Raw genomic sequence first — 19,938 nt, 5'->3', positions numbered from 1 at the left:
CTAAAGTAATATAAAAAAGACAGAGTTTGTCCTTATTGATATTTTGTATCTTTGCCATCTACTAATATAAGATAATTATGAAATCAAAATATACAGATATTCTTCTCGACTTGGATGATACGCTTATAGATACTATAGAGAATACCCAGCAGACTTTAGTAGAGCTATATGATGATTATAACTTTGGAAACTACTTTCCATCTTTTGATGATTTTTATACAATATATTATGCCAATGTCAGTCAGCTCTGGGAGATGTATGGGCAAGGTAAAATATCGAAAGCCACTTTGCAAAGAGAACGTTTTATTGCCCCTCTTTCTTTGGTAGAAGATATATCGGAAGAAAAGGCTCTTGCTATTAATGATGATTATATAGAAAGGATCATGCAAAAAAAGATCCTTATCGATGGTGCTGTCGATTTACTCGAGTATCTGAAATCGAAATACAAGATACATATCCTATCCAATGGCTTTACCGAGATGCAATATATCAAAATGGATAATGCCGGACTAACAGGCTATTTCGACAAGGTGATACTTTCCGATGCTGTAGGGGTGAATAAGCCTCATCCGCATTTGTTCGATTATGCTCTGAAAGAAGCTGGTGCGGAGAGAGACACTACAATCATGATAGGGGATAATCTATTCACAGATATAGGCGGCGCATACAATAGTGGTATCGATCAGATTTGGTATAACCCAGGAGGTAAGCCTGTCGGAGATTTTCAGCCCACTTATATTGTCAATAAGTTATCAGCAATAAAGAATATACTTTAGGAAAAGTAAAGAGCCGGTTGGGGATACTTACCGGCTCTTTATATACATCACTAAATAAAGATATATTTATTAAAAATACTTTTTTAAATCTTCTAGCCAGTCTGCTACACGCTTCTCTGTCTCATTGTATTCATTATCTTCATCCAAAGCCAGACCAACGAATTGCCCGTTTACAACAGCATCAGACTCGTCGAATGTATATCCGTCTGTTGGAACGAAGCCTACGATTTCTACTTTACCTTTCAGAGCCTTGTACATCGTATACATACCTCCGGCAAAGCTGGTAGAGAAAGATGCGCTGTCGCCTAATCCAAAGATGGCTACTTTCTTATTTGTAAAGTCCATTTTCTCAAATTTCGGCAAAAAAGCTTCCCAGTCATCCTGTAAGTCACCAATACCTGTTGTAGATGCACCTAAAATAAAAAAATCATATGATTGCAAGTCGTCGACACTAACACCATCGGCGTTAAAAAGTGTAGCATCGCCGAGTGCTGCCTGTATTTTTTCCGCTACCGCTTCTGTGGCTCCGGTAGACGAGCCATAAACTATTGCAATTTTACTCATAACTAGTTAAGATATTTATTAATTGATTATCAATTATCTGGAATCATTCAAAATAGAGGGTGCCATAAAGCTTTGGATGATACCCCTAAGTCCCAGATACACTATAAACGCCAGCCATAGGATATTGTTCGCAGAAGCGTCGGAAAACATAAAATATATAAGGAAAAAAGCACCTACCGCTATCAGCATAGAATTCCTCATTTGGTGTGATGCTGTAGCCCCAACAAAGACCCCATCCCACAGAAAAGCAGAGAATCCTGCAATAGGGATCAGCAAAACCCAAGACTGATAGCTTTTACTTAACTCTAATATATTTTTTTTATCAGTGATCAATGCCAGTATATAATCCATGCCCGTGGCATAAATGAGCGTAAACAGTAAAGCTATAATAGTACCCCATACGAAGAGACGCTTCACCAACCGTTTTAGTAAAAACCGATTGTTTTCTCCGATATACTTTCCCGTTAAGGCCTCGGCTGCATAGGCAAAACCATCCATCATATACGAAAAGAGGATAAACATTTGCATCAACAAGGCATTAACCGCAAGGATGTCTTTTCCCGATTTGGAAGAAGCAGACATAAAGAATGTTGTTACTGCAATCAGTGCCATTGTGCGAATGAAGATATCACTGTTCACTCTGAAGAAGGGAATGTATGCGTGTAAGTTTTTGAGAACAGAAAAGTCGATGTGTTTTTTCAACCAACCGTATTTCATATTCCAGACGAGTATAAATGATAAGAATCCTGTATACTGTGCACATGCGGAGGCTAGGGCTACGCCTTCTATCTTCATTCCCAATCCGTATACAAAGGCAAAGCTTAAAACTATATTTACAATGTTTACGGTGATGGCTATAAACATCGGTGTTTTGGCATCCTGCATACCTATAAACCAACCGTTGAATGTGTACATACCCAATACAGCCGGTGCGGCCCAGATGTATATATAGAAATATTGGTGAGCAAAAACCTTAACGGTAGGGTCAGCATTGAGTAGAAAGAATCCGGCAAGAGCAATAAAGTATTGCAGCAGAACGATTACAATACCTGCACTCATCGCAACCGATAGAGACCTCAGCAGAGTATTGGCTTGTTCTCTATAATCTTTTGCGCCATAGGCCTGTGCTGTGAAGCCGCTTGTCCCCATGCGAAGAAATGAAAAGCTCCAATAAATAAAATTGAATAGCATTGTACCCAAAGCAATGGCTCCGATATAATCTTCCGAGTCGAGATGTCCCACAATATACATATCTACCAATCCGAGCAAGGGAACGGTGATGTTGGAAATAATGTTGGGTATCGCTAATTGTAATATGCTTCTATTCATTGTCACTTTCCTGATATATTTGTCACTTTTTTTTATTTAATTATTTTCTATGTATATGCCTGTAGTACAGTGTTGTGTATCCTTTTTTAGAATGCAAAAGGTGACAAAAGTGACACTTTTTTTATCTGTTTTTATCATGTCACTTTTTCTAGCTTTTGAGCATTCAATGGTGTTCTCGTAATCCTGCTAAACCATCTATAATAAGATAAATCTGCGAGCAAAACATATTGAACTTTAAAGGTGTACAAAGGTAGTGCTCTTATAAAGAACGTACAAATGTTAAATAAATACATCTCGTATCTTCAAAATGTTGTATCTTTATGCATCTCCAATCTTGAATATTTATAATTATAAAGACCGTTTTAAGTAGCTATGGATGTAAAAATAGAACAAAGTTGGAAAGACCAGTTGAAAGATGAGTTTGAAAAAGATTATTTCGTAAAGCTTACCGACTTTGTAAGAGTAGAATATAAAACCAAACAGATTTTTCCTCCGGCGAGGCTTATCTTTAATGCTTTTGAGCATACTCCGTTTGATAAAGTAAAAGTTGTTATTTTGGGACAAGATCCATACCATAACGATGGTCAGGCTCATGGGTTGTCTTTTTCCGTACCCGATGGAATACCTGCTCCGCCTTCGCTTGTGAATATATTTAAGGAGATAAACCGAGACTTGGGTATTCCTGTACCCCGATCGGGAAATTTGACCCGTTGGGCAAATCAGGGTGTATTGCTGCTCAACGCTACACTGACTGTTCAGGCGCATATGGCAGGCTCGCATCAGAAAAAAGGATGGGAAGCATTTACCGATGCAGCCATACATCACTTAGCCGAAAAAAGAGAGAATCTGGTCTTTATCCTTTGGGGAGCATATGCTCAAAAGAAGGCTTCATTTATAGATCCTAACAAGCACTTGGTGCTAAGGTCTGTACATCCTTCACCTCTTTCGGCTTATAATGGATTTTTTGGTAATAGTCATTTCAGTACGGCTAATAAATATTTGCAGTCGAAAGGTATTGCGCCAATCGAATGGTAGAGTATAACAGATATTGATATAAAAAGATCAAATAAAAATGGCGACAATAATTACATTGCCGCCATTTTTTATATATGTTTGATTTATTTGCTTATGAAACTCTTAATGATTTTCCGGCTCTAAGTGTAGCCCTTGATGTGATATTGTTCAACTTACAAAGTTTACTGATTGTTGTACCATGCATCCTTGCAATTTTGCCGAGTGTGTCACCTTTTGATATTCGGTGATATTTCACAGAACCCGTCGAATATTTATTTTTTACATCGTTGCTTGATCTTGTAGTAGATGATGAGGCAAGGTTTCTTATATCTACACCTCTGCTGCTTTTTCTATAGCTGTTTGGTGTTACTGTATAAGTGTCTTTGTGACAAACCTTGTTATCAAAATCAACAATGTATATAGGATTTATCGGATTGCCTAAAAAGCGGATTTCGAAATGCAAGTGAGAACCTGTCGAACGTCCTGTGTTTCCTCCTAAAGCGATCGGGTCTCCCGATTTTACAACTTGGTCTTCTTCTACTAAGAATCTGGACAAGTGTCCGTAAACTGTTTCCAATCCATTCGGATGGCGCAAGGCTAAGTAGTAACCATATCCACGTCTTTCGTATTGTTTTACACGTACTTTTCCGTCGAAAGCTGCGTAAATCGTATCACCCACCTGTACTTTAAGGTCTATTCCGTAATGCATACGGCGACGGCGAGGTCCGAAATTAGAGGTAACATATCCCATGGTCGGCATTGTGAAATTGGCCAGGCTCACTTTGAATGTATCTGGAATATTCTCTATAGAACGGTATGCGTTCACATAACGATTATTCCATATACCTCCGTAAAGATCTTCTGCTGGGATTTCATTCTCTCCAAGGATGCGTTCTTCTTGAATTTCTTTAAGTATAGAAAGGTCTCTTTTTATTTTAATTCCATCTGCATATAGATTGGAACTTGGGGTCTGTCTGCTGTGTCGTTGCTTGTACTTTAGCTCTACTCTGTCGGGCGAGGCTTCTTCTGTTATTTTCTTCTGGGCGAAACCGGTCATTGGGATGAAAAATACTGCCACTAGAGGCAATAATCTTATTCGCTTGAAGCCTTTTGTTAAAATGTTACTGCTTATTCCTGTCATAAATATAAATTAAATCTCGTCACCCGCATATAAATTAGCTAGCGTGGATTGTTTATAATCAAAAATCTCGTTGTCGTTAAAAAAGCGTTTTAGTTCAATCTTTGCAGATTCGGACGAATCTGATGCATGCACAATATTCTCCTGAGAACTAACCGAAAAATCTCCTCTAATAGTTCCTGGAGTAGCTTCCCTGCCATTGGTTACTCCAATCAGGGAGCGTACAACTTTAGTTGCATTCTTCCCTTCCCAACATTGAAGTATAACCGGACATACCTGCATGGAATCTTTTACACGTTGGAAAAATGGTCTGTCTTTCAAGTGTGAATAATGCTCACTGAGGATAGCATCAGTCAGCTGTACCATTTTCATTCCTGCTAAACGTAAACCCTTCTTTTCGAAACGAGAGATAACCTCTCCTATCAGTGCTCTTTGAACACAAGAAGGCTTTAGAATAACGAGGGTTTTTTCCATGTGTGTACTTAAAAATAAATAGAATTTATAAGATATAGAGGCCAAATATAAAACATATTTCAATTTGTAACAACCCCGTAACCTGCGAAAAGGTAGATTTTAACAGTATTTACGCTATGTTTAAGAACATATTTTGTTTGGAATCTCTCTAAACAAAAGCGGTGTTACGCCCTATGGGAGGTGTAGTGCGTTTAACTAAATATAACTAATTTGTAAAGTGTTCCTCAAATGAGGTGTATTGTCTCTATTTCTTAAATATCAGATATACAGCAGCAATAAGAAAGACAAAAGCCAATAAATGGTTCCATTTGAAAGTTTCGGTCTTGAATGCTAGTGTGCTGAACAATACAAAGACAGTGAGGGTGATAACCTCTTGGATGATTTTTAGCTGCATCAGAGTAAAAGGTCCTCCATTACCCTGAAATCCGATTCTGTTTGCAGGTACTTGAAAACAATATTCAAAAAAGGCAATACCCCAGCTGAAAAGTATAACACCAAATAATGGAAGTGATTCGAACCACGAATATTCTTTCATTTTTAGATGCCCATACCAAGCAAAAGTCATGAATATATTAGAAAAGACCAATAATATTATTGTATATACACCAGATAAGTTCATTCTCTGTAGATTAAAAATTTCGCAGCAAAAGTAATTATTTTTTGGAACTTTTGTTTTGATTTAATTCTTACCTTTGAAATATCCATAAAAAACAACACAATAATAATTAGCACTATGAAAAATATTGCAAGAAAAACACTTGATGAATTCATCATCGAGAGACAAGAAGATTTCAAATATTCGAGAGGAGAGCTTTCCCGCCTCTTAAACTCAATCCTTCTCGCCGCCAGGGTCGTTAGTTACAAAGTAAACAAAGCCGGTCTGGTAGATATCTTGGGAGCAGTAGGCACTACGAATGTACAAGGCGAGGATCAGAAAAAATTAGATGTGTATGCCAATGATGTCTTTATACAAACACTTATCAACAGGGAAATTGTATGTGGTATTGCTTCGGAAGAAAATGATAACTTTATTACAATTGAAGGGCTTGACGAGGGGCATAACAATAAATATGTAGTGTTGATGGATCCGCTTGACGGATCGTCCAATATTGAAGTAAATGTATCGGTAGGAACTATTTTCTCTATATACCGTCGCATTTCTCCGATAGGTTCACCCGTTACGATGGAGGATTTCTTACAACCGGGAGTTAATCAGGTGGCAGCAGGATATATTATATATGGTACATCGACTATGATCGTTTATACGACAGGTAGAGGAGTGAATGGTTTTACGCTGAATCCTGCAATCGGAAGTTTTTATCTGTCGCATCCGAATATGAGATGTCCTAAAAACGCGAATATATATTCTGTCAACGAAGGTAACTACGTCCATTTTCCGCAAGGCGTGAAAGATTATATAAAATACTGTCAGGAAGAAAAAGAAGACCGTCCTTATACTGCCCGATATATAGGGAGCTTGGTTTCGGATTGCCATCGCAACCTGATTACAGGCGGTATCTATTTCTATCCGTCTACACACAAAGCGCCTAAGGGCAAGCTACGGTTGTTGTACGAATGTAATCCAATGGCATTTATTACAGAACAAGCCGGCGGAGCTGCTATAGATGGGCATAATCGGATATTGGAGATTCAGCCGCAGGAGTTACACCAGCGAGTGCCGTTTTATTGTGGAAGCTTGAATATGGTGAAAAAACTAAAAGACTTTATAGAAAGAGCTGAAGAAAAAGAAAAAAAAGATAAATAAAATAAAAGCTCTCATGGTTAACGCTATGAGAGCCTTTGTTTTTAACTAACTTTGTCTCTCGAATATGGAGCTTAGTTATACATTGTCTACAAATGACTATTTAGAGTTGCAACTTTATAATTTGTCTCACAACAGCGGTTATAAAAAGCAGCGGAAATGGGATCGTTATCGATTGCCGGGGTTATCTCTTTTGTTTGGTGCTATCCTGTTGTTTGACGGGATGAACGATATTTTGGCTTATGTCTTTATCGCATCATCACTTTTGTTTTTTATCTTTTATCAACGCTGGTCGGCGTGGATGTATAAGCGTATGAGTAAGCGAAAGGTAATAGACAGTATGAAAGGAGAATCTCTCTACGAAATAAAACTTTTGCTGGGGAATGATGTTATAGAAGTCGACAGTAAGCGAGGTCATAATTTTTTTAATGTGCATGATATAAAATCCATCATCGAAATAGAGCGATATTTTTTTCTGATGATGAATCAATATGTTTATATCATTATTCCCAAAGATCAAATTGTTAACAAGGAACAACTGGCAGAAGTTTTCGAAGGATATAGGAATACTAAAGGTATTCCACTTATAGCCGAATTGGAGTGGGAATGGAAGTAAATATTTTTTAGCTTATTTCACATTAGACGAGATGTTTCTTGCTTGAAATGTAAAGTAGAGATTGCAAATTTTATTATATTTGCTCGATTTTATAAAAAGGGTTCGTCCTGACTTCGTATTGGATAAAAACAATCATTATATATTATGGATTTAATTAAAGAGATAGTAGAAAGAGCAAAAGCGAACAAACAGCGTATCGTATTGCCGGAAGGAACTGAAGAAAGGACTATAAAAGCAGCAGATCAGTTGCTTGGTGATGGTGTTGCCGACATTATCCTTATAGGGAATGTAAAAGAAGTAAAAGAACTGGCAGCCGGTCTTAATCTGAAAAATATAGATAAAGCAACCATTCTTGATCCGAAGGATTATGAAAAGAAAGAGGTTTATACGAATCTTCTTTTTGAGTTGAGAAAATCGAAAGGCTTGACTATCGAACAGGCAGCAAAACTAGCTGAAAATCCGCTATATATTGGTTGCCTTATGATCAAAAACGGAGATGCCGACGGCGAAATTGCCGGAGCCGAGAATACAACAGGAGATGTGCTTCGCCCTGCATTGCAAATTATAAAAACAGCACCCGGAATCAGTGTGGTATCAGGTGCTTTTTTAATGTTTACTACTCAGAAACAATATGGTAAAGACGGACTGTTGCTTTTTGCAGATTGCGCCGTTACTCCCGATCCTACAGCGTCTCAGTTGGCCGAAATAGCTGTTGCTACAGGTCAAACTGCACGTGCTTTGGTTGGAGAAGAACCACAGGTGGCAATTCTAAGTTTTTCGACAAAAGGAAGTGCTAAAAGCCCGTTAGTAGATAAGGTGATTGAAGCTACTCAATTGGCACAGAAGATTGATCCTACAATGAAGATCGATGGCGAATTACAAGCCGATGCGGCTCTTGTGTCTGCAGTAGGTAAGCAAAAAGCTCCCGAAAGTGCAGTTGCAGGACAAGCAAATGTGTTAGTGTTCCCTTCATTAGAAGTTGGAAATATTGCTTACAAACTTGTGCAACGTTTGGGGAATGCCGAGGCTGTAGGTCCTATCCTGCAAGGAATGGCTGCACCGGTAAATGATTTGTCGCGAGGTTGCTCGGTAAGTGATATATATAATATGGTGGCTATTGCCGCTAATCAGGCTATTGCCGCAAAGAAAAATTAAAATAGTTATAGATAGCTTTGAGAAATAGACGGTTGGGACGAACAATCATTCGATTCGCTTTTCCGACCTACTCATAGTTTATAACTCTAAATTTATAATTAAAATATTTATGGCAGAAATCATAGAACCTATTGAGGAGTATGGGTTAAGCTCAAAAAATAAGAAGAGGTCTCTTTTCTCTAAGATCGGGGTTGTTGGCTGCGGTCGTGATGGACGACATATTGTAAGCCTTACAGCGCTATCTGGTATCGAGGTTACTTTTGTTGAAGTGTCGGAAGATAGGATACAATTGGCCTTGAAAGATATAGAGCACGGATTGGATACAAAGATAGAAAACTGGGGGTTGACTCAGGGCGAAAAGCGTTCTACCATGGGACGTATCAAAGGAACCCTTGATTATCAGGATCTGCAAGATTGCGATTTTGTGATCGAATGTATCCGTTACGATGTGGATGGAGGACGTAGCACTGATCTGAGGAAAGAAGTTTTCCGCAATCTGGAACAAGTCTTGTCGCCGGATGCTATTATCGCTACAAATGCAACTACAGTTATCATCAGTGAACTGGCTGCTGATCTGAAATACAAAGCTCGTTGTATCAGCCTGCATTTTCCTGTCTCACATACAGACGCTCGTTTGTTAGAGATCGTAAGAGGAACATTTACATCCGAAGAAGCAGTGCACAAGGTGTATCACTTTGCTCACATGATCAAGCATACGGCTATACAGGTGCACGAAAGTAGCGGGCTTGTAAGTTTTCGTATGATGATAACAATGCTGAATGAAGCATGTCAGATATGGATGGAGAATGTAGCTTCTATAGAAGATATAGATAAAGAGTTTACAATCATATTTGGACAACGGTTTGGTATTTTCCAACTGGCAGACATACTAGGTATCGAAAAGCTGGTAATGCTTATGGAGGATATGTTCGATGAGTATGGCGATAAGAAATATAAGGCTAGTCCGGTATTGTGGAAGTTGTTCAGATCAAAACAACTTGGGGTATCTACCAAACGCGGTTTTTATATTTACGACGATGCAGGGAAAATAATAGGACCAAACGATTTAATTTAAAGACATGAAGATATTAGTATTGAACTGTGGAAGTTCTTCTATAAAATATAAGCTTTTCGATATGGAAAGCAAGGCTGTGATTGCACAGGGAGGAGTCGAAAAAATCGGTTTGAAAGGTTCTTTCCTTAAGTTTCCGCTACCTAATGGAGATAAAGTCGTTCTTGAAGGTGAAATTCTAGAGCATCAGGCCGGAATAGAATATATATTGGGTGTTTTAACAAGCTCTAAGTATGGCGTGTTAGGCTCTTTGGATGAAATAGATGCTGTTGGTCATCGTGTGGTTCACGGTGGAGAGGAGTTTAATAGTAGTGTATTTATTACCGATGAGGTGATAAAGAAAATGGAAGAATGCATAGAGCTTGCTCCATTGCACAATCCACCTAATCTTGCAGGTATTTATGCCGTGAAAGAATTGATGGGAAATATCCCGCAGGTGGGAGTTTTCGATACTGCTTACCATCAGACAATGCCGGCAAAATCATATATGTATGGACTCCCATATTCATTATACGAAAAATATGGTATCAGACGTTACGGTTTTCACGGAACAAGTCACAGATATGTTTCGCGCAAAGGGTGTGATTTATTAGGTGTTCCGTACGAAAAACAACGCATTATCACAGCTCATATAGGTAATGGCGGCTCTTTGGCTGCTATCTATGGCGGAAAGTCGGTAGATACATCAATGGGTATGACTCCTGTTGAAGGTCTGTTGATGGGTACTCGTTCGGGCGATGTGGATGCCGGTATTATATCTTTCATTATGGAGAAAGAGAACATCGGTACACAAGCTATTTCTACTCTCGTAAATAAGCACAGTGGACTGTTAGGTGTATCGGGTGTATCGTCTGACATGCGTGAGTTGCGTGCCGCAATGGATGAGGGTAACGAAAGAGCTATATTGGCTTTCGATATGTTTGTACACCGTATAAAGAAATATGTGGGTGCTTATGCAGCCGTTCTGGGAGGTGTAGATATTCTTATGTTTACGGGTGGTATAGGCGAGAATGCTATTGCTGTTCGTGAGCAGGTATGTAAGGATATGGAATATATGGGAATAAAACTTGACGTAGAGAAGAATGCCAAGATACAAGGAGAAGAGTCTGTTGTTAGTGCTCCCGACTCTAAAGTAATCGTTATGGTTGTTCCTACCGATGAAGAATATATGATCGCCTCCGATACAATGGAGATCGTTAATAAATAAGCTTCTATAGTATATTTAGATATGTGAAAAACGGCACAATATTGTGCCGTTTTTCGTTTCTTTATAATACACAAGATTCTTTAACAAATTCATTAACAATTTGTAGTTCACAGTTAAACAAAATTAAACACGGGAAAAATCATAGTCTATTATTTGGAAGATTCCTCAGGGGGATTTACCTTTGTAATGTGTTTTTCATAGTATTAGATTTAAGGTTAACAATGAAGATTGGTTGTCGGGACGACAACCTTTTCTTTTTTATATAGGTTTGAAAACTAATAGCTTGAAACATCCTAAAGAAAAACACTCCACAGAATCTATTTTATACATCTTTTCGTATGCATCTTACATTATTTACTTTACAGACTCATCCCCTCAGTCCATATTTTTCTTAATGGCATAAAGAACCTTTCCAATAGTGAAATATCATCAGTTACGATATCGGCTTGAGCCTGCATTTCGGGAAGGTAAGGTAATACTCTTTTATAAGTGGTGGTCATTCCTTCCGGAAATTCAATTTCTACTGTATAGAAATCGAGCCCTTGTGCGTCTTTTACCGGAACCATAGATATATTTTTTACCTTACCCCTGATGATTCCATATTCATTATCGGGAAAGTTAGAAAAACGTATATTTACTTTTTGTCCTATTTTTACTTTACCCGAGCGAGTTAATGGCATCTGAGCTTTACCGATGATTTCCATATTATCTTTTGGTATAATTGTAAATACAGTTTCTCCTGTTGTTACGTTTTGGTTTTTTACCCAATAGTTGGTAAATGTAACATGCCCATCAATTGGAGCAATCAGAGCATAGCTTAATTCCCATGACTGTATCTCTGCAAGTAATTGTGATATATATGTTTTTAATTGCGTTTCAAGTTGATTCTTTTTCTCCAGATATTGATACTCTGTATCTAATAAGCTCTCTTGCATCTCTGTGATTTGTATTTCGGTATTTTGTATCGTAGAATGTATATTTTCCAGTGAAAGATGACCTTGTAGATACTTATTTTTGGTTGATTCCAATTCTTCAGAAGAAATAACCCCACGTTTATTTAATACTGAATCTCTTCGATATTGATTCTGATTGAGTCGAAATTGTTCTTTGATTATCGCTTTTTGCCCTTCTACATTCCTGTAATAATTTCGATATTGATTGATTTTATCTTTCATAAAATCAATCTTTTGTGTGTAATACTGCAAGCGTTTGAATTCATAATAGTTGAAAAGAGTTATGTAAAAGTCAGAATACAGCGACTGCAATGGCCCTAATTTCAACTCTTTAGATGGTAAAGTTATAATAGTATCTATCTTTTGGTTTAGTTGATCGATATATTGTTTTAATATCTGTATATCACTTGTATTAGCGGAATTTTCGATAACAGCCAGATAACTCCCTGCTTTCACTTCTTGTTTATCCTGTACGTCTAACTCCTGTATTTTACCAGAGGTTCTGGCAACTAATCCAGTTGCCGGAGTACTTCCCGTAAGTGTCATTGTAGTAGTTATTATATCCGGATATTTAAAAAAGGCGCTTCCTATTAAAATTATTAGTACAATAATAGAAATAAGGGTGATGCCTCTTCTAAGTATCCATGAAGGGGTACTACCCAATACCTCTTGAAACTCTTCGCTTTTCAATTCAATGTCAGTATTATCTATTGAGTTTTGAATCGATATGAAATTGAGATTCCTGTCAGGAAGGTCAGATTTTAATATTTTTGCCCCTTTTATGTCCATATTCTTTTACATGCCTAGTTCTAATTGATTTTTAACAAGAGTATAATAGGCTCCTTTCTTATTCGTTAACTCTTTGTGTGTACCCTCTTCTATAACTCTGCCTTTATCCATAACCACTATATTATCTGCATTCTGAACTGTGCTTAAGCGATGGGCCACAATAACGACTGTTTTTCCTTTGTAAAAATTATTCAAATTATCTAATATCGTTCTTTCATTATTAGCATCTAATGCATTCGTCGCCTCATCAAAGAATAGAAATTCAGGATTCTTATAAACAGCTCTTGCTATCAATAACCGTTGACGCTGTCCTTGGCTAATACCATTCCCTTCCATGCCTATTTTTGTATTATACTTTAGAGGAAGTGATTCTATAAACTCTTTGATGTTGGCTACTTCTATAGCTTGCTGCAGCTTTTTTTTATCCACAATATCTTCTCCTATAGCTATGTTATTAGCTATAGTTTCGGAGAAAATAAACCCATCTTGCATCACAGCACCAGATCTCTGACGCCATAGGTGAGGATTAATATCATTGATAGATAGATCTTTAATTTTAATCTTACCTTTATTCGGTTTATAAAAAGCCAAAAGTAGTTTTATCAGGGTTGTTTTACCACTTCCACTGGCACCAACTATCGCCGTTACCTTGTTCTCTGGTATAGACAGATTTATTCCGTTCAACACATAATCACGGTCTGCACCATCATAACTAAAATATAAATCTTCGATACAGAGAGATTTGTCTGTTGGTAATTCATTTATTTTAGATTCTATAGTTTGCTCTTCATCTTCTTTGTTATGTATCTCATTTAACCGTTCGAGACTGATTTTAGCATCTTGAGCTGTTTGTACAAAGCTGATGAGTTGCCCGATTGGACTTGATAGTTGTCCGATGATATAACTCACAGCCATCATCATACCCAATGTCATGTCTCCTTCAATCACTGAGCGAGCGGCAATAAATGAAATAAAAAGAGATGTCGTCTGACTGAAAAATACCGATCCCATCTGTTGGTATTGTCCCAAGGCAAGCCCTTTTATACTTATCTTAAAAAGTTTTACCTGTATGCGTTCCCATTTCCATCGTTGCTGTTTTTCACAGTTGTTGAGTTTTATTTCCTGCATTCCTGTTACTATTTGTACTAGGTTGCTTTGCTCTGCTGAAGCTTGGGTGAAGCGTGCCATATCCAGTTTACGGCGGTATTTAAGAAATACCAATATCCACAAAATGTATAAAAAATTACCTAAAATAAAAACGCCTAATATTGTAAAACTGTAATATGCAAGAATGAAGGCAAATATGATGAAGTTTACGAATGAAAATAGAGTAGTAAGAGTAGAACCTGTAAGAAATGATTTGATACGGTCATTATCTCCTATACGTTGCATGATATCTCCTACATTCTTTGTGTCAAAGAAGCGTAAAGGTAGTTTCATCAATTTGGAAAGAAAGTCAGAGATAAGAGATATACTTATACGACTGTTCACATGAAGTGTAATCCAATTACGGATAAATTCTACAGCCAGTTGAGTAATAAATAGTATGAGTTGGGCTATCAATACTAATGTAACGAAACTCAGATTGTTATTGCCAATTCCCTGATCAACTACAGCCTGAGTAAGGAATGGTAAAATAAGAGATAAGGCACTCCCTGCCAGTAGTCCAATTATGAGTTGTATGATCTGAGATTTATATGGACGAAGATAGCCCAGAAAATAATAGATACTCTTATTTGATTTTTCTAACCCGTCATCCTGATTGTAGAAATCGGGAGTAGGGTCTAATAATAAGATAGTGCCAGTGTCCTCTCCTTGGGATAGAGAACTAGCCCAGCATTTAAGAAATTCAGCTTTGTTCATTGTATATTTTTCACCTACAGGATCCGAGATTTTTATTTCATAATCTAAGTCTCTTTTCTTTTTAATGGAATAGCATACAACAAAGTGGTTTTGATTCCAATGTAGGATACATGGTAAAGGCTTTTCTTTAACTAATTGCTCAAAAGTAATTTTGATACCGTTGGTTCGAATACCAATGGTTTCAGCTGCATCGCTGATACCAAGCATGGAAACACCCTCTCGGGTGATGAAACTCTTTTCCCTAAGATACTGTACAGAGAAGTTGCGTCCATAGTATTTGGCTATCATGCGCAAACAGGTAGGACCACAATCCATGACATCGAGTTGTTTATAGTTAGGGAATGGCTTCATTTTATTTAAATTTCTTGATTATTCTTATTTTATAAGCTGAGACAACTTAGCTTATAACTCTTCTCTTCTAAAGTTTTTTTACTATAATACGCTTGTTTTTATCAAGTAGGAAATTTGCAGGAATAAAACTATTTGTGATAATTCGAACATCATTATTTGCCCAAGTTCCAACATATACATGCGTAAATTGTCGACATTTAGACTTTCTATACCTTCCAACTATTCCTGACGGGTATTATCTAATGATATGGCATATACTGAAAACTTGTCTTTGTATTTATTATACACCTTTAGTATATTAGGAATTTCTGTAACACAAGGAGCGCACCATATAGCCCAAAAGTCAATTAATATATAATCGGTTTTGAGACTTGATATAGGGATATATTTATCCTTCGGATCTTTTAACCTTAGGATGCTAAACTGCTTATAATAGTAAAGGCTCTTGCATTGTCTACTTTGTGCAATTAAAACCTATAAACTTTTGTAATCATTGTAGAAATAGCTTCTTTTAATTGATCCAAGTTTTCTTCATTTGGAGCTGGAGTTTTATTGTTCTTTATCTGATGGCTAGAGTCTAATAAGATATACCTGGGAATATAGATTATATTGAAATATTTCGCTAAAGGAGAGCTTGTATTATTATCAATTAAATATTGATTGTCTGTCGTTTTATCTTTTTCAGATGCTTTTAGCCAAGCCTTTTCATTTTCATCTATTGATAAATATAAGTAAACAATATTCTTTTCTTCTAAATATTTCCGAGCAGACAGCGAGTTGTTTATATGGAGACGACATGGAGTGCACCAACTTGCCCAAAAATCTATATATATAGCCTTTCCATTATACTTTTCTAGAACTTTTGTTAAATTTACTTTCTTTTCATCCTGAAATGATCTGACATATGTGGTAGATAATATATCTTTTGGAATAGGTTGATTTATAATCATTGTATAATTGAGGGCATTTTGTATATATTCAGCAAACTCACCTCTCTTAATATGAGACGTGTTTTCATGTATTATTTTTAATAGGGATTCCCGTTCAGATTGTTTTTGCCTTATAGCATATGTGCCTATTAATGCTGATATTAAATAGTCCTGAATTTCTCCTTCTGTGTATGTTAATATATTCTGATATATTAGATTTATATCTTTATTTGATTCATAACGATTTATATATTTATAGCGGATTGCGGCACCATATGTCACGGGGAGACTATTTGTTTCAATAGGGGTATTTTCGAATATGTCATTTGCTTCATCTGCGGATATGATATTTGGATTTGACACAATGGTCTGAAATAAATTGAATGCATAATCATTGACTATGCAACTCCTTGCGTAATTAGTGAAATCGTTACTTACCTCATGAGTCTTAATATACTTATCTAAGAATATTTGCTTCCTCTTATAAAAAGATGCTAGACTATCTTTGTAAATCTCGAATGATGTATCTTTCTTATATTTAGGAATTTCTTTATAAGGAAATATTTTGTTTATCAGACCATCATAATTGTAATGAGATGCATTTTTCCCTTCGAAATGGTAATAGAAATTATTATCACCATTTGATTTGACCGAAAATGTAACAGAGTCTCCTCTGGTAATAAAGATAGTCTGAGCAAATGAATATCCAGGAGGCATAATTTGCTTTACAGTAATATGATCAATTTGTAATGGCAGACTAAAAGTATCTCCTCTCTTATCAAAAAGAATCTTAAAGTCGCCGTTTATATCGCTCCATCTAAAAGGTAGATTATTTATTAATTCAACTTTGTTGATATTATTTATGTTTTCTCCAGATATTAACACATTTTGGGAATATAATATATTAAGTTTACATAATAATAGACAGAAAAAAGTTATTTTTATTTTCATTGTATTGTGATTTGTAATTACAAGAAGATTAGCATAATGCCAATCCTCTTGTAGTCAATTGTTTGTTATGATCCTACACAATAGCATACAGTATTACTGCCTGCGCTGCCACTGCCTCCACAAGCTTCGTCTGCAGAACTTCTTTCACAATCCGGAACAGATTTAGGGGTGCTGTTATCCTGATCACATCTTACCCAACAATTTCCAGAGCCAGATCCGCCAATTATAAGCTTCATTTCTTCATCAGTCATCTCTGAAACGCTTTTCAATGATAATTTACTTAATTTTTTCATAATAAATGTGTTTATCAATTTCTGTTGATTATGCCTACAATAAATGATCAGATTATTGCCTATTGTCCAACAGTTTAACAATAAATATAATATATTACTTCAAGCTTCATCAATTGCCCAATTGCTACAAAAATAGTGTACAGCATAAGCTTCCTCTAAACAATCTTCCAGCTTTTGACTTACAGTTCCTGTCCTAACTAATTTAGCCTCATGGCCTGTAAATGGAGAAACATATTTTGCAGGAATCAGATATATTTCTTTTTTATCTTGTTCTGTCAGATTATTATAAGTTTTAACTAATTTGTGAGGGCCTGTTGTGTTGAATACACAACTAACCTTCCATGTAGTATCAAAAGCTAATGTTTCTTCGGTGAAAACCTGTTCGATGATTCTTCTCATGAAAGAATGTTCTGGTATGTTCAGCATGAGGGCATTGTTAAAATATAGATTATTTAGATAGGGTGATGATGGCAACTCCTTTTCCAATGCAAAACAGCATTTCTTTCCTTTAATCAATTGATCCATTGGTTGGATTGATTCATAATCAAAATCAACATACATTCCCCCTACCTTGTCTAAAATAAGATAGCGGATAGCATCCCATTTTTGTATATTGAAGGGAAATCTACAATATATATCCCAATATTGAGGGTAATATTCTTGAATAAAGTTATTTATGCGTTCATTGTCCCAAAACTCATACTTCCAATCAGGATAATCACGCTTCCATGTATCACCTAGTACTTTGAATGGTCGGGGTAAAGGTTCATTAATTCCAGACCATATCTGATGAATAATCTTAGGTATTTCATTCATTTGATTTAAGATTTTATTGTTGTAATATATTTAAGGTCTTCGATTTTATAGTTATCCGGTAATTTATATCCATTTACAAGGATAGTCGGAGTTGCAACGATCCCTGTCTTACTCTTCCATTCTTTATGCCTTTCAAATTCAAGTGTCACCTGTTTATTATAATTATCACAGTGATATATTTTAAAGAAATTTTCTTTATCATGCTTTCCTTGATCAAACCACAAATGAAATATTTTATCTCTTTCAGTTTTCTCAAAATAGACAGATGTTAAAAATTTGTTACTAGAGTCTAATTCTGGCCTAAATGAAGAGAATACGTACTGTATGCATAAGTTGTTTGTTTGTTTTAATAGATTCACTACACGAACATGCATCTTTGCACAAGGGTTGCAATGCGGATTAGTAAGAATAGTAACTAGTATTTCACTCTTTGGGTTTCCAAATAATATATTAGAAGTGTTTAGGTCTACATCATAATGAGGTTGCTGCTTGAGTAGGGTAGAGAAAACTGTTTCTGAAGTTTTAATACTGTTCAGTTCTTGAGTCGTTTGTTCCTGTTTATTTGATTTAATTAGCTTAGGTATAATAATATTCGTTGTCAATACCGGAATTATATATAAAGAAGCGATTAATAGCGTATCTGTAATCGTAAATTGTGGAATTTCAATAAATTCAAAGATTAGGTTTACAATAAATATAGACCATAAAATAGCTTGAATGATAAGACATAGAGGGCACCATTGTCCAGCTTTGTATTTTTGATACCACACACTCCATAAAGTATATGGTAATGCTGCAATGTTGATAAGAGCAAGATATGTGATATAATTTGGCAAAAAGAGTAAAATAATAATGTTAGCTGTGAAATATCCAAAACCTATCTCACTCCATCCTATAAATCCTCCTATTTTTGCGGCATTTGATTCAAGAACATTATTACAATCTTTTTGACTAAAAAGGGAGCAGATTTTATCAGCATAATTACTCTGAATATTCATTTGTTTAAGAACAAGTAAATAACCTATATATAGTCCCGTTAAATTTAAAACTGTCAGTAAGATTGAACCAATATTATTGTATGTTAGATTAGATATAAAGGTTAATATCATTAATATAGAAATAGCTCCAGTCAATAATATATTTTGAACTAAAGATAATCGCTCCTGTTTACGATGCTCCAAATAGTTGGGCTCTGCCGATTTTTCATTTATTTCTACCAACAGGGTAACTCCATTCCATAATTTGCAGAAGTTATCAACAGAGAGCTCCATCTTCTTTTCCTTCCATATATAATGAACTTTCACAGATGTTATCTTATATACGATTGCAAAATCAGTTCCCAAATAGACTATAAAAGGAGCTTCTAGATTAAAGATTTCATCTTCCTTATTATTGATTTTTACTCCAACATTTTCTATGTTGTAATCAGAAAGTATTTTCGATAATCCATATAAATTGTATTTATGAGGATGTTCGTTATAAAAACGTGATGAATAGGAATGAGTGTGTTTTACATTCAGTAATCCTAATAATGTCGTAAATATATTTCTCATATCAAAACTAAGAGCGTATTAGGTATTAAGTGTTAACTATGCTGGGGCATTTTAATTTGTCTTTCGATAATACAAAGCTATATAAAACATGTGGGTTACGATTCATTATACTTTGATAATATGATTTTTTTTATGTGTGTATTGTTCTTAAAATACTGTTTGTTTGTTTGTTATTCTTTTTATATGTTCGGTTTAATATGACTTTTTTTATCAGTATACAATCTTTATGTGTTAAATAGGATACCTTTTGGGTAAAATGAGATACATTCTTTATATTCTCTCTCTTTTCGTATACATCTTATATTATTTATATTACCTTTATTTCATAACATG

General features: G+C 35.8%; 19 protein-coding genes. 7 read left to right on the top strand and 12 right to left on the bottom strand.

Annotated features, from left to right (window positions below):
* The first annotated feature begins 77 nt into the window (after nucleotides 1-77).
* Nucleotides 78-776: a YjjG family noncanonical pyrimidine nucleotidase gene (locus tag PKC55_RS15585; RefSeq protein ID WP_291124359.1), complete on the top strand. Its 699-nt coding sequence runs from the start codon at nucleotides 78-80 to the stop codon at nucleotides 774-776.
* 69 nt (nucleotides 777-845) lie between these two features.
* On the opposite strand, the gene PKC55_RS15580 is transcribed toward PKC55_RS15585, so the two are convergent.
* The gene (locus PKC55_RS15580) at nucleotides 846-1,340 is read right to left on the bottom strand and encodes a flavodoxin (RefSeq protein WP_006842069.1); all 495 of its coding nucleotides are present in this window, start codon (nucleotides 1,338-1,340) and stop codon (nucleotides 846-848) included.
* A 33-nt stretch (nucleotides 1,341-1,373) separates the two neighbouring features.
* Nucleotides 1,374-2,669, bottom strand: a complete 1,296-nt coding sequence (locus PKC55_RS15575; protein WP_324373563.1) for an MATE family efflux transporter — start codon at nucleotides 2,667-2,669, stop codon at nucleotides 1,374-1,376.
* A 372-nt stretch (nucleotides 2,670-3,041) separates the two neighbouring features.
* Between PKC55_RS15575 and ung the strand changes: the two genes are divergently transcribed.
* Entirely contained in the window at nucleotides 3,042-3,704 is a 663-nt protein-coding gene (gene ung, locus PKC55_RS15570; protein ID WP_283687373.1) for a uracil-DNA glycosylase, read from the top strand.
* A gap of 91 nt (nucleotides 3,705-3,795) precedes the next feature.
* On the opposite strand, the gene PKC55_RS15565 is transcribed toward ung, so the two are convergent.
* From PKC55_RS15565 to PKC55_RS15555, 3 genes are all read right to left on the bottom strand, one after another.
* On the bottom strand, nucleotides 3,796-4,824 hold the full coding sequence (locus PKC55_RS15565) for a LysM peptidoglycan-binding domain-containing M23 family metallopeptidase (protein WP_291127070.1): 1,029 nt from the start codon (nucleotides 4,822-4,824) through the stop codon (nucleotides 3,796-3,798).
* Between the two features lie 9 nt (nucleotides 4,825-4,833).
* Entirely contained in the window at nucleotides 4,834-5,295 is a 462-nt protein-coding gene (ndk, locus tag PKC55_RS15560; RefSeq protein WP_135106940.1) for a nucleoside-diphosphate kinase, read from the bottom strand.
* A gap of 244 nt (nucleotides 5,296-5,539) precedes the next feature.
* Nucleotides 5,540-5,914 carry a DMT family protein gene (locus PKC55_RS15555; protein ID WP_135106938.1) on the bottom strand — a complete coding sequence of 125 codons (375 nt, stop codon included), beginning with the start codon at nucleotides 5,912-5,914 and terminating at the stop codon, nucleotides 5,540-5,542.
* A gap of 114 nt (nucleotides 5,915-6,028) precedes the next feature.
* On the opposite strand from PKC55_RS15555, the gene fbp reads away from it, so the two are divergent.
* The 5 genes from fbp (at nucleotide 6,029) to PKC55_RS15530 (ending at nucleotide 11,107) form a co-directional block, all read left to right on the top strand.
* Entirely contained in the window at nucleotides 6,029-7,060 is a 1,032-nt protein-coding gene (fbp, locus tag PKC55_RS15550; RefSeq protein WP_135106936.1) for a class 1 fructose-bisphosphatase, read from the top strand.
* 64 nt (nucleotides 7,061-7,124) lie between these two features.
* Complete coding sequence (locus PKC55_RS15545; RefSeq protein WP_291127068.1) at nucleotides 7,125-7,673, top strand: YcxB family protein; 549 nt, start codon at nucleotides 7,125-7,127, stop codon at nucleotides 7,671-7,673.
* 144 nt (nucleotides 7,674-7,817) lie between these two features.
* Nucleotides 7,818-8,828: a phosphate acetyltransferase gene (gene pta / locus PKC55_RS15540; protein ID WP_303895483.1), complete on the top strand. Its 1,011-nt coding sequence runs from the start codon at nucleotides 7,818-7,820 to the stop codon at nucleotides 8,826-8,828.
* A 109-nt stretch (nucleotides 8,829-8,937) separates the two neighbouring features.
* Nucleotides 8,938-9,903: a 3-hydroxyacyl-CoA dehydrogenase family protein gene (locus PKC55_RS15535; RefSeq protein ID WP_135106931.1), complete on the top strand. Its 966-nt coding sequence runs from the start codon at nucleotides 8,938-8,940 to the stop codon at nucleotides 9,901-9,903.
* 4 nt (nucleotides 9,904-9,907) lie between these two features.
* Nucleotides 9,908-11,107 (top strand): acetate kinase, encoded by a 1,200-nt coding sequence (locus PKC55_RS15530; RefSeq protein WP_291127062.1) that lies wholly within the window; start codon nucleotides 9,908-9,910, stop codon nucleotides 11,105-11,107.
* 359 nt (nucleotides 11,108-11,466) lie between these two features.
* Here the strand turns inward: PKC55_RS15530 and PKC55_RS15525 are convergent, their stop codons facing one another.
* From PKC55_RS15525 to PKC55_RS15495, 7 genes are all read right to left on the bottom strand, one after another.
* Entirely contained in the window at nucleotides 11,467-12,849 is a 1,383-nt protein-coding gene (locus PKC55_RS15525; RefSeq protein ID WP_291127060.1) for an HlyD family secretion protein, read from the bottom strand.
* Between the two features lie 6 nt (nucleotides 12,850-12,855).
* Nucleotides 12,856-15,063, bottom strand: coding sequence for a peptidase domain-containing ABC transporter (locus PKC55_RS15520; protein WP_291127058.1), 2,208 nt, complete (start codon nucleotides 15,061-15,063; stop codon nucleotides 12,856-12,858).
* A 219-nt stretch (nucleotides 15,064-15,282) separates the two neighbouring features.
* Complete coding sequence (locus PKC55_RS15515) at nucleotides 15,283-15,480, bottom strand: TlpA disulfide reductase family protein (protein WP_291127078.1); 198 nt, start codon at nucleotides 15,478-15,480, stop codon at nucleotides 15,283-15,285.
* A gap of 50 nt (nucleotides 15,481-15,530) precedes the next feature.
* Nucleotides 15,531-16,943: a TlpA family protein disulfide reductase gene (locus PKC55_RS15510; protein ID WP_291127056.1), complete on the bottom strand. Its 1,413-nt coding sequence runs from the start codon at nucleotides 16,941-16,943 to the stop codon at nucleotides 15,531-15,533.
* Nucleotides 16,944-17,008: 65 nt separating this feature from the next.
* The gene (locus PKC55_RS15505; protein WP_291127054.1) at nucleotides 17,009-17,236 is read right to left on the bottom strand and encodes a TIGR04149 family rSAM-modified RiPP; all 228 of its coding nucleotides are present in this window, start codon (nucleotides 17,234-17,236) and stop codon (nucleotides 17,009-17,011) included.
* Between the two features lie 99 nt (nucleotides 17,237-17,335).
* Entirely contained in the window at nucleotides 17,336-18,052 is a 717-nt protein-coding gene (locus PKC55_RS15500; RefSeq protein ID WP_291127052.1) for a glycosyltransferase family 32 protein, read from the bottom strand.
* 5 nt (nucleotides 18,053-18,057) lie between these two features.
* Nucleotides 18,058-19,605, bottom strand: coding sequence for a vitamin K epoxide reductase family protein (locus PKC55_RS15495; protein ID WP_291127050.1), 1,548 nt, complete (start codon nucleotides 19,603-19,605; stop codon nucleotides 18,058-18,060).
* Between the last annotated feature and the right edge of the window lie 333 nt (nucleotides 19,606-19,938).

The sequence above is a fragment of the Dysgonomonas sp. genome (assembly GCF_035323175.1).
In the GTDB taxonomy this organism is placed as follows: domain Bacteria; phylum Bacteroidota; class Bacteroidia; order Bacteroidales; family Dysgonomonadaceae; genus Dysgonomonas.
The sequence above is the reverse complement of the archived record's forward strand: the minus strand, read 5'-3'. Positions and strand labels throughout refer to the sequence as shown.

Bases quoted from the DNA above. Each gene is read 5' to 3' on its own strand.
- PKC55_RS15575 (WP_324373563.1), bottom strand. From the start codon at position 2,669: ATGAATAGAAGCATATTACAATTAGCGATACCCAACATTATTTCCAAC.
- fbp (WP_135106936.1), top strand. From the start codon at position 6,029: ATGAAAAATATTGCAAGAAAAACACTTGATGAATTCATCATCGAGAGA.
- PKC55_RS15565 (WP_291127070.1), bottom strand. From the start codon at position 4,824: ATGACAGGAATAAGCAGTAACATTTTAACAAAAGGCTTCAAGCGAATA.
- PKC55_RS15530 (WP_291127062.1), top strand. From the start codon at position 9,908: ATGAAGATATTAGTATTGAACTGTGGAAGTTCTTCTATAAAATATAAG.
- PKC55_RS15535 (WP_135106931.1), top strand. From the start codon at position 8,938: ATGGCAGAAATCATAGAACCTATTGAGGAGTATGGGTTAAGCTCAAAA.
- PKC55_RS15525 (WP_291127060.1), bottom strand. From the start codon at position 12,849: ATGGACATAAAAGGGGCAAAAATATTAAAATCTGACCTTCCTGACAGG.
- PKC55_RS15520 (WP_291127058.1), bottom strand. From the start codon at position 15,063: ATGAAGCCATTCCCTAACTATAAACAACTCGATGTCATGGATTGTGGT.
- pta (WP_303895483.1), top strand. From the start codon at position 7,818: ATGGATTTAATTAAAGAGATAGTAGAAAGAGCAAAAGCGAACAAACAG.
- ndk (WP_135106940.1), bottom strand. From the start codon at position 5,295: ATGGAAAAAACCCTCGTTATTCTAAAGCCTTCTTGTGTTCAAAGAGCA.
- PKC55_RS15585 (WP_291124359.1), top strand. From the start codon at position 78: ATGAAATCAAAATATACAGATATTCTTCTCGACTTGGATGATACGCTT.
- PKC55_RS15495 (WP_291127050.1), bottom strand. From the start codon at position 19,605: ATGAGAAATATATTTACGACATTATTAGGATTACTGAATGTAAAACAC.
- PKC55_RS15500 (WP_291127052.1), bottom strand. From the start codon at position 18,052: ATGAATGAAATACCTAAGATTATTCATCAGATATGGTCTGGAATTAAT.
- PKC55_RS15510 (WP_291127056.1), bottom strand. From the start codon at position 16,943: ATGAAAATAAAAATAACTTTTTTCTGTCTATTATTATGTAAACTTAAT.
- ung (WP_283687373.1), top strand. From the start codon at position 3,042: ATGGATGTAAAAATAGAACAAAGTTGGAAAGACCAGTTGAAAGATGAG.
- PKC55_RS15545 (WP_291127068.1), top strand. From the start codon at position 7,125: ATGGAGCTTAGTTATACATTGTCTACAAATGACTATTTAGAGTTGCAA.
- PKC55_RS15580 (WP_006842069.1), bottom strand. From the start codon at position 1,340: ATGAGTAAAATTGCAATAGTTTATGGCTCGTCTACCGGAGCCACAGAA.
- PKC55_RS15555 (WP_135106938.1), bottom strand. From the start codon at position 5,914: ATGAACTTATCTGGTGTATATACAATAATATTATTGGTCTTTTCTAAT.
- PKC55_RS15505 (WP_291127054.1), bottom strand. From the start codon at position 17,236: ATGAAAAAATTAAGTAAATTATCATTGAAAAGCGTTTCAGAGATGACT.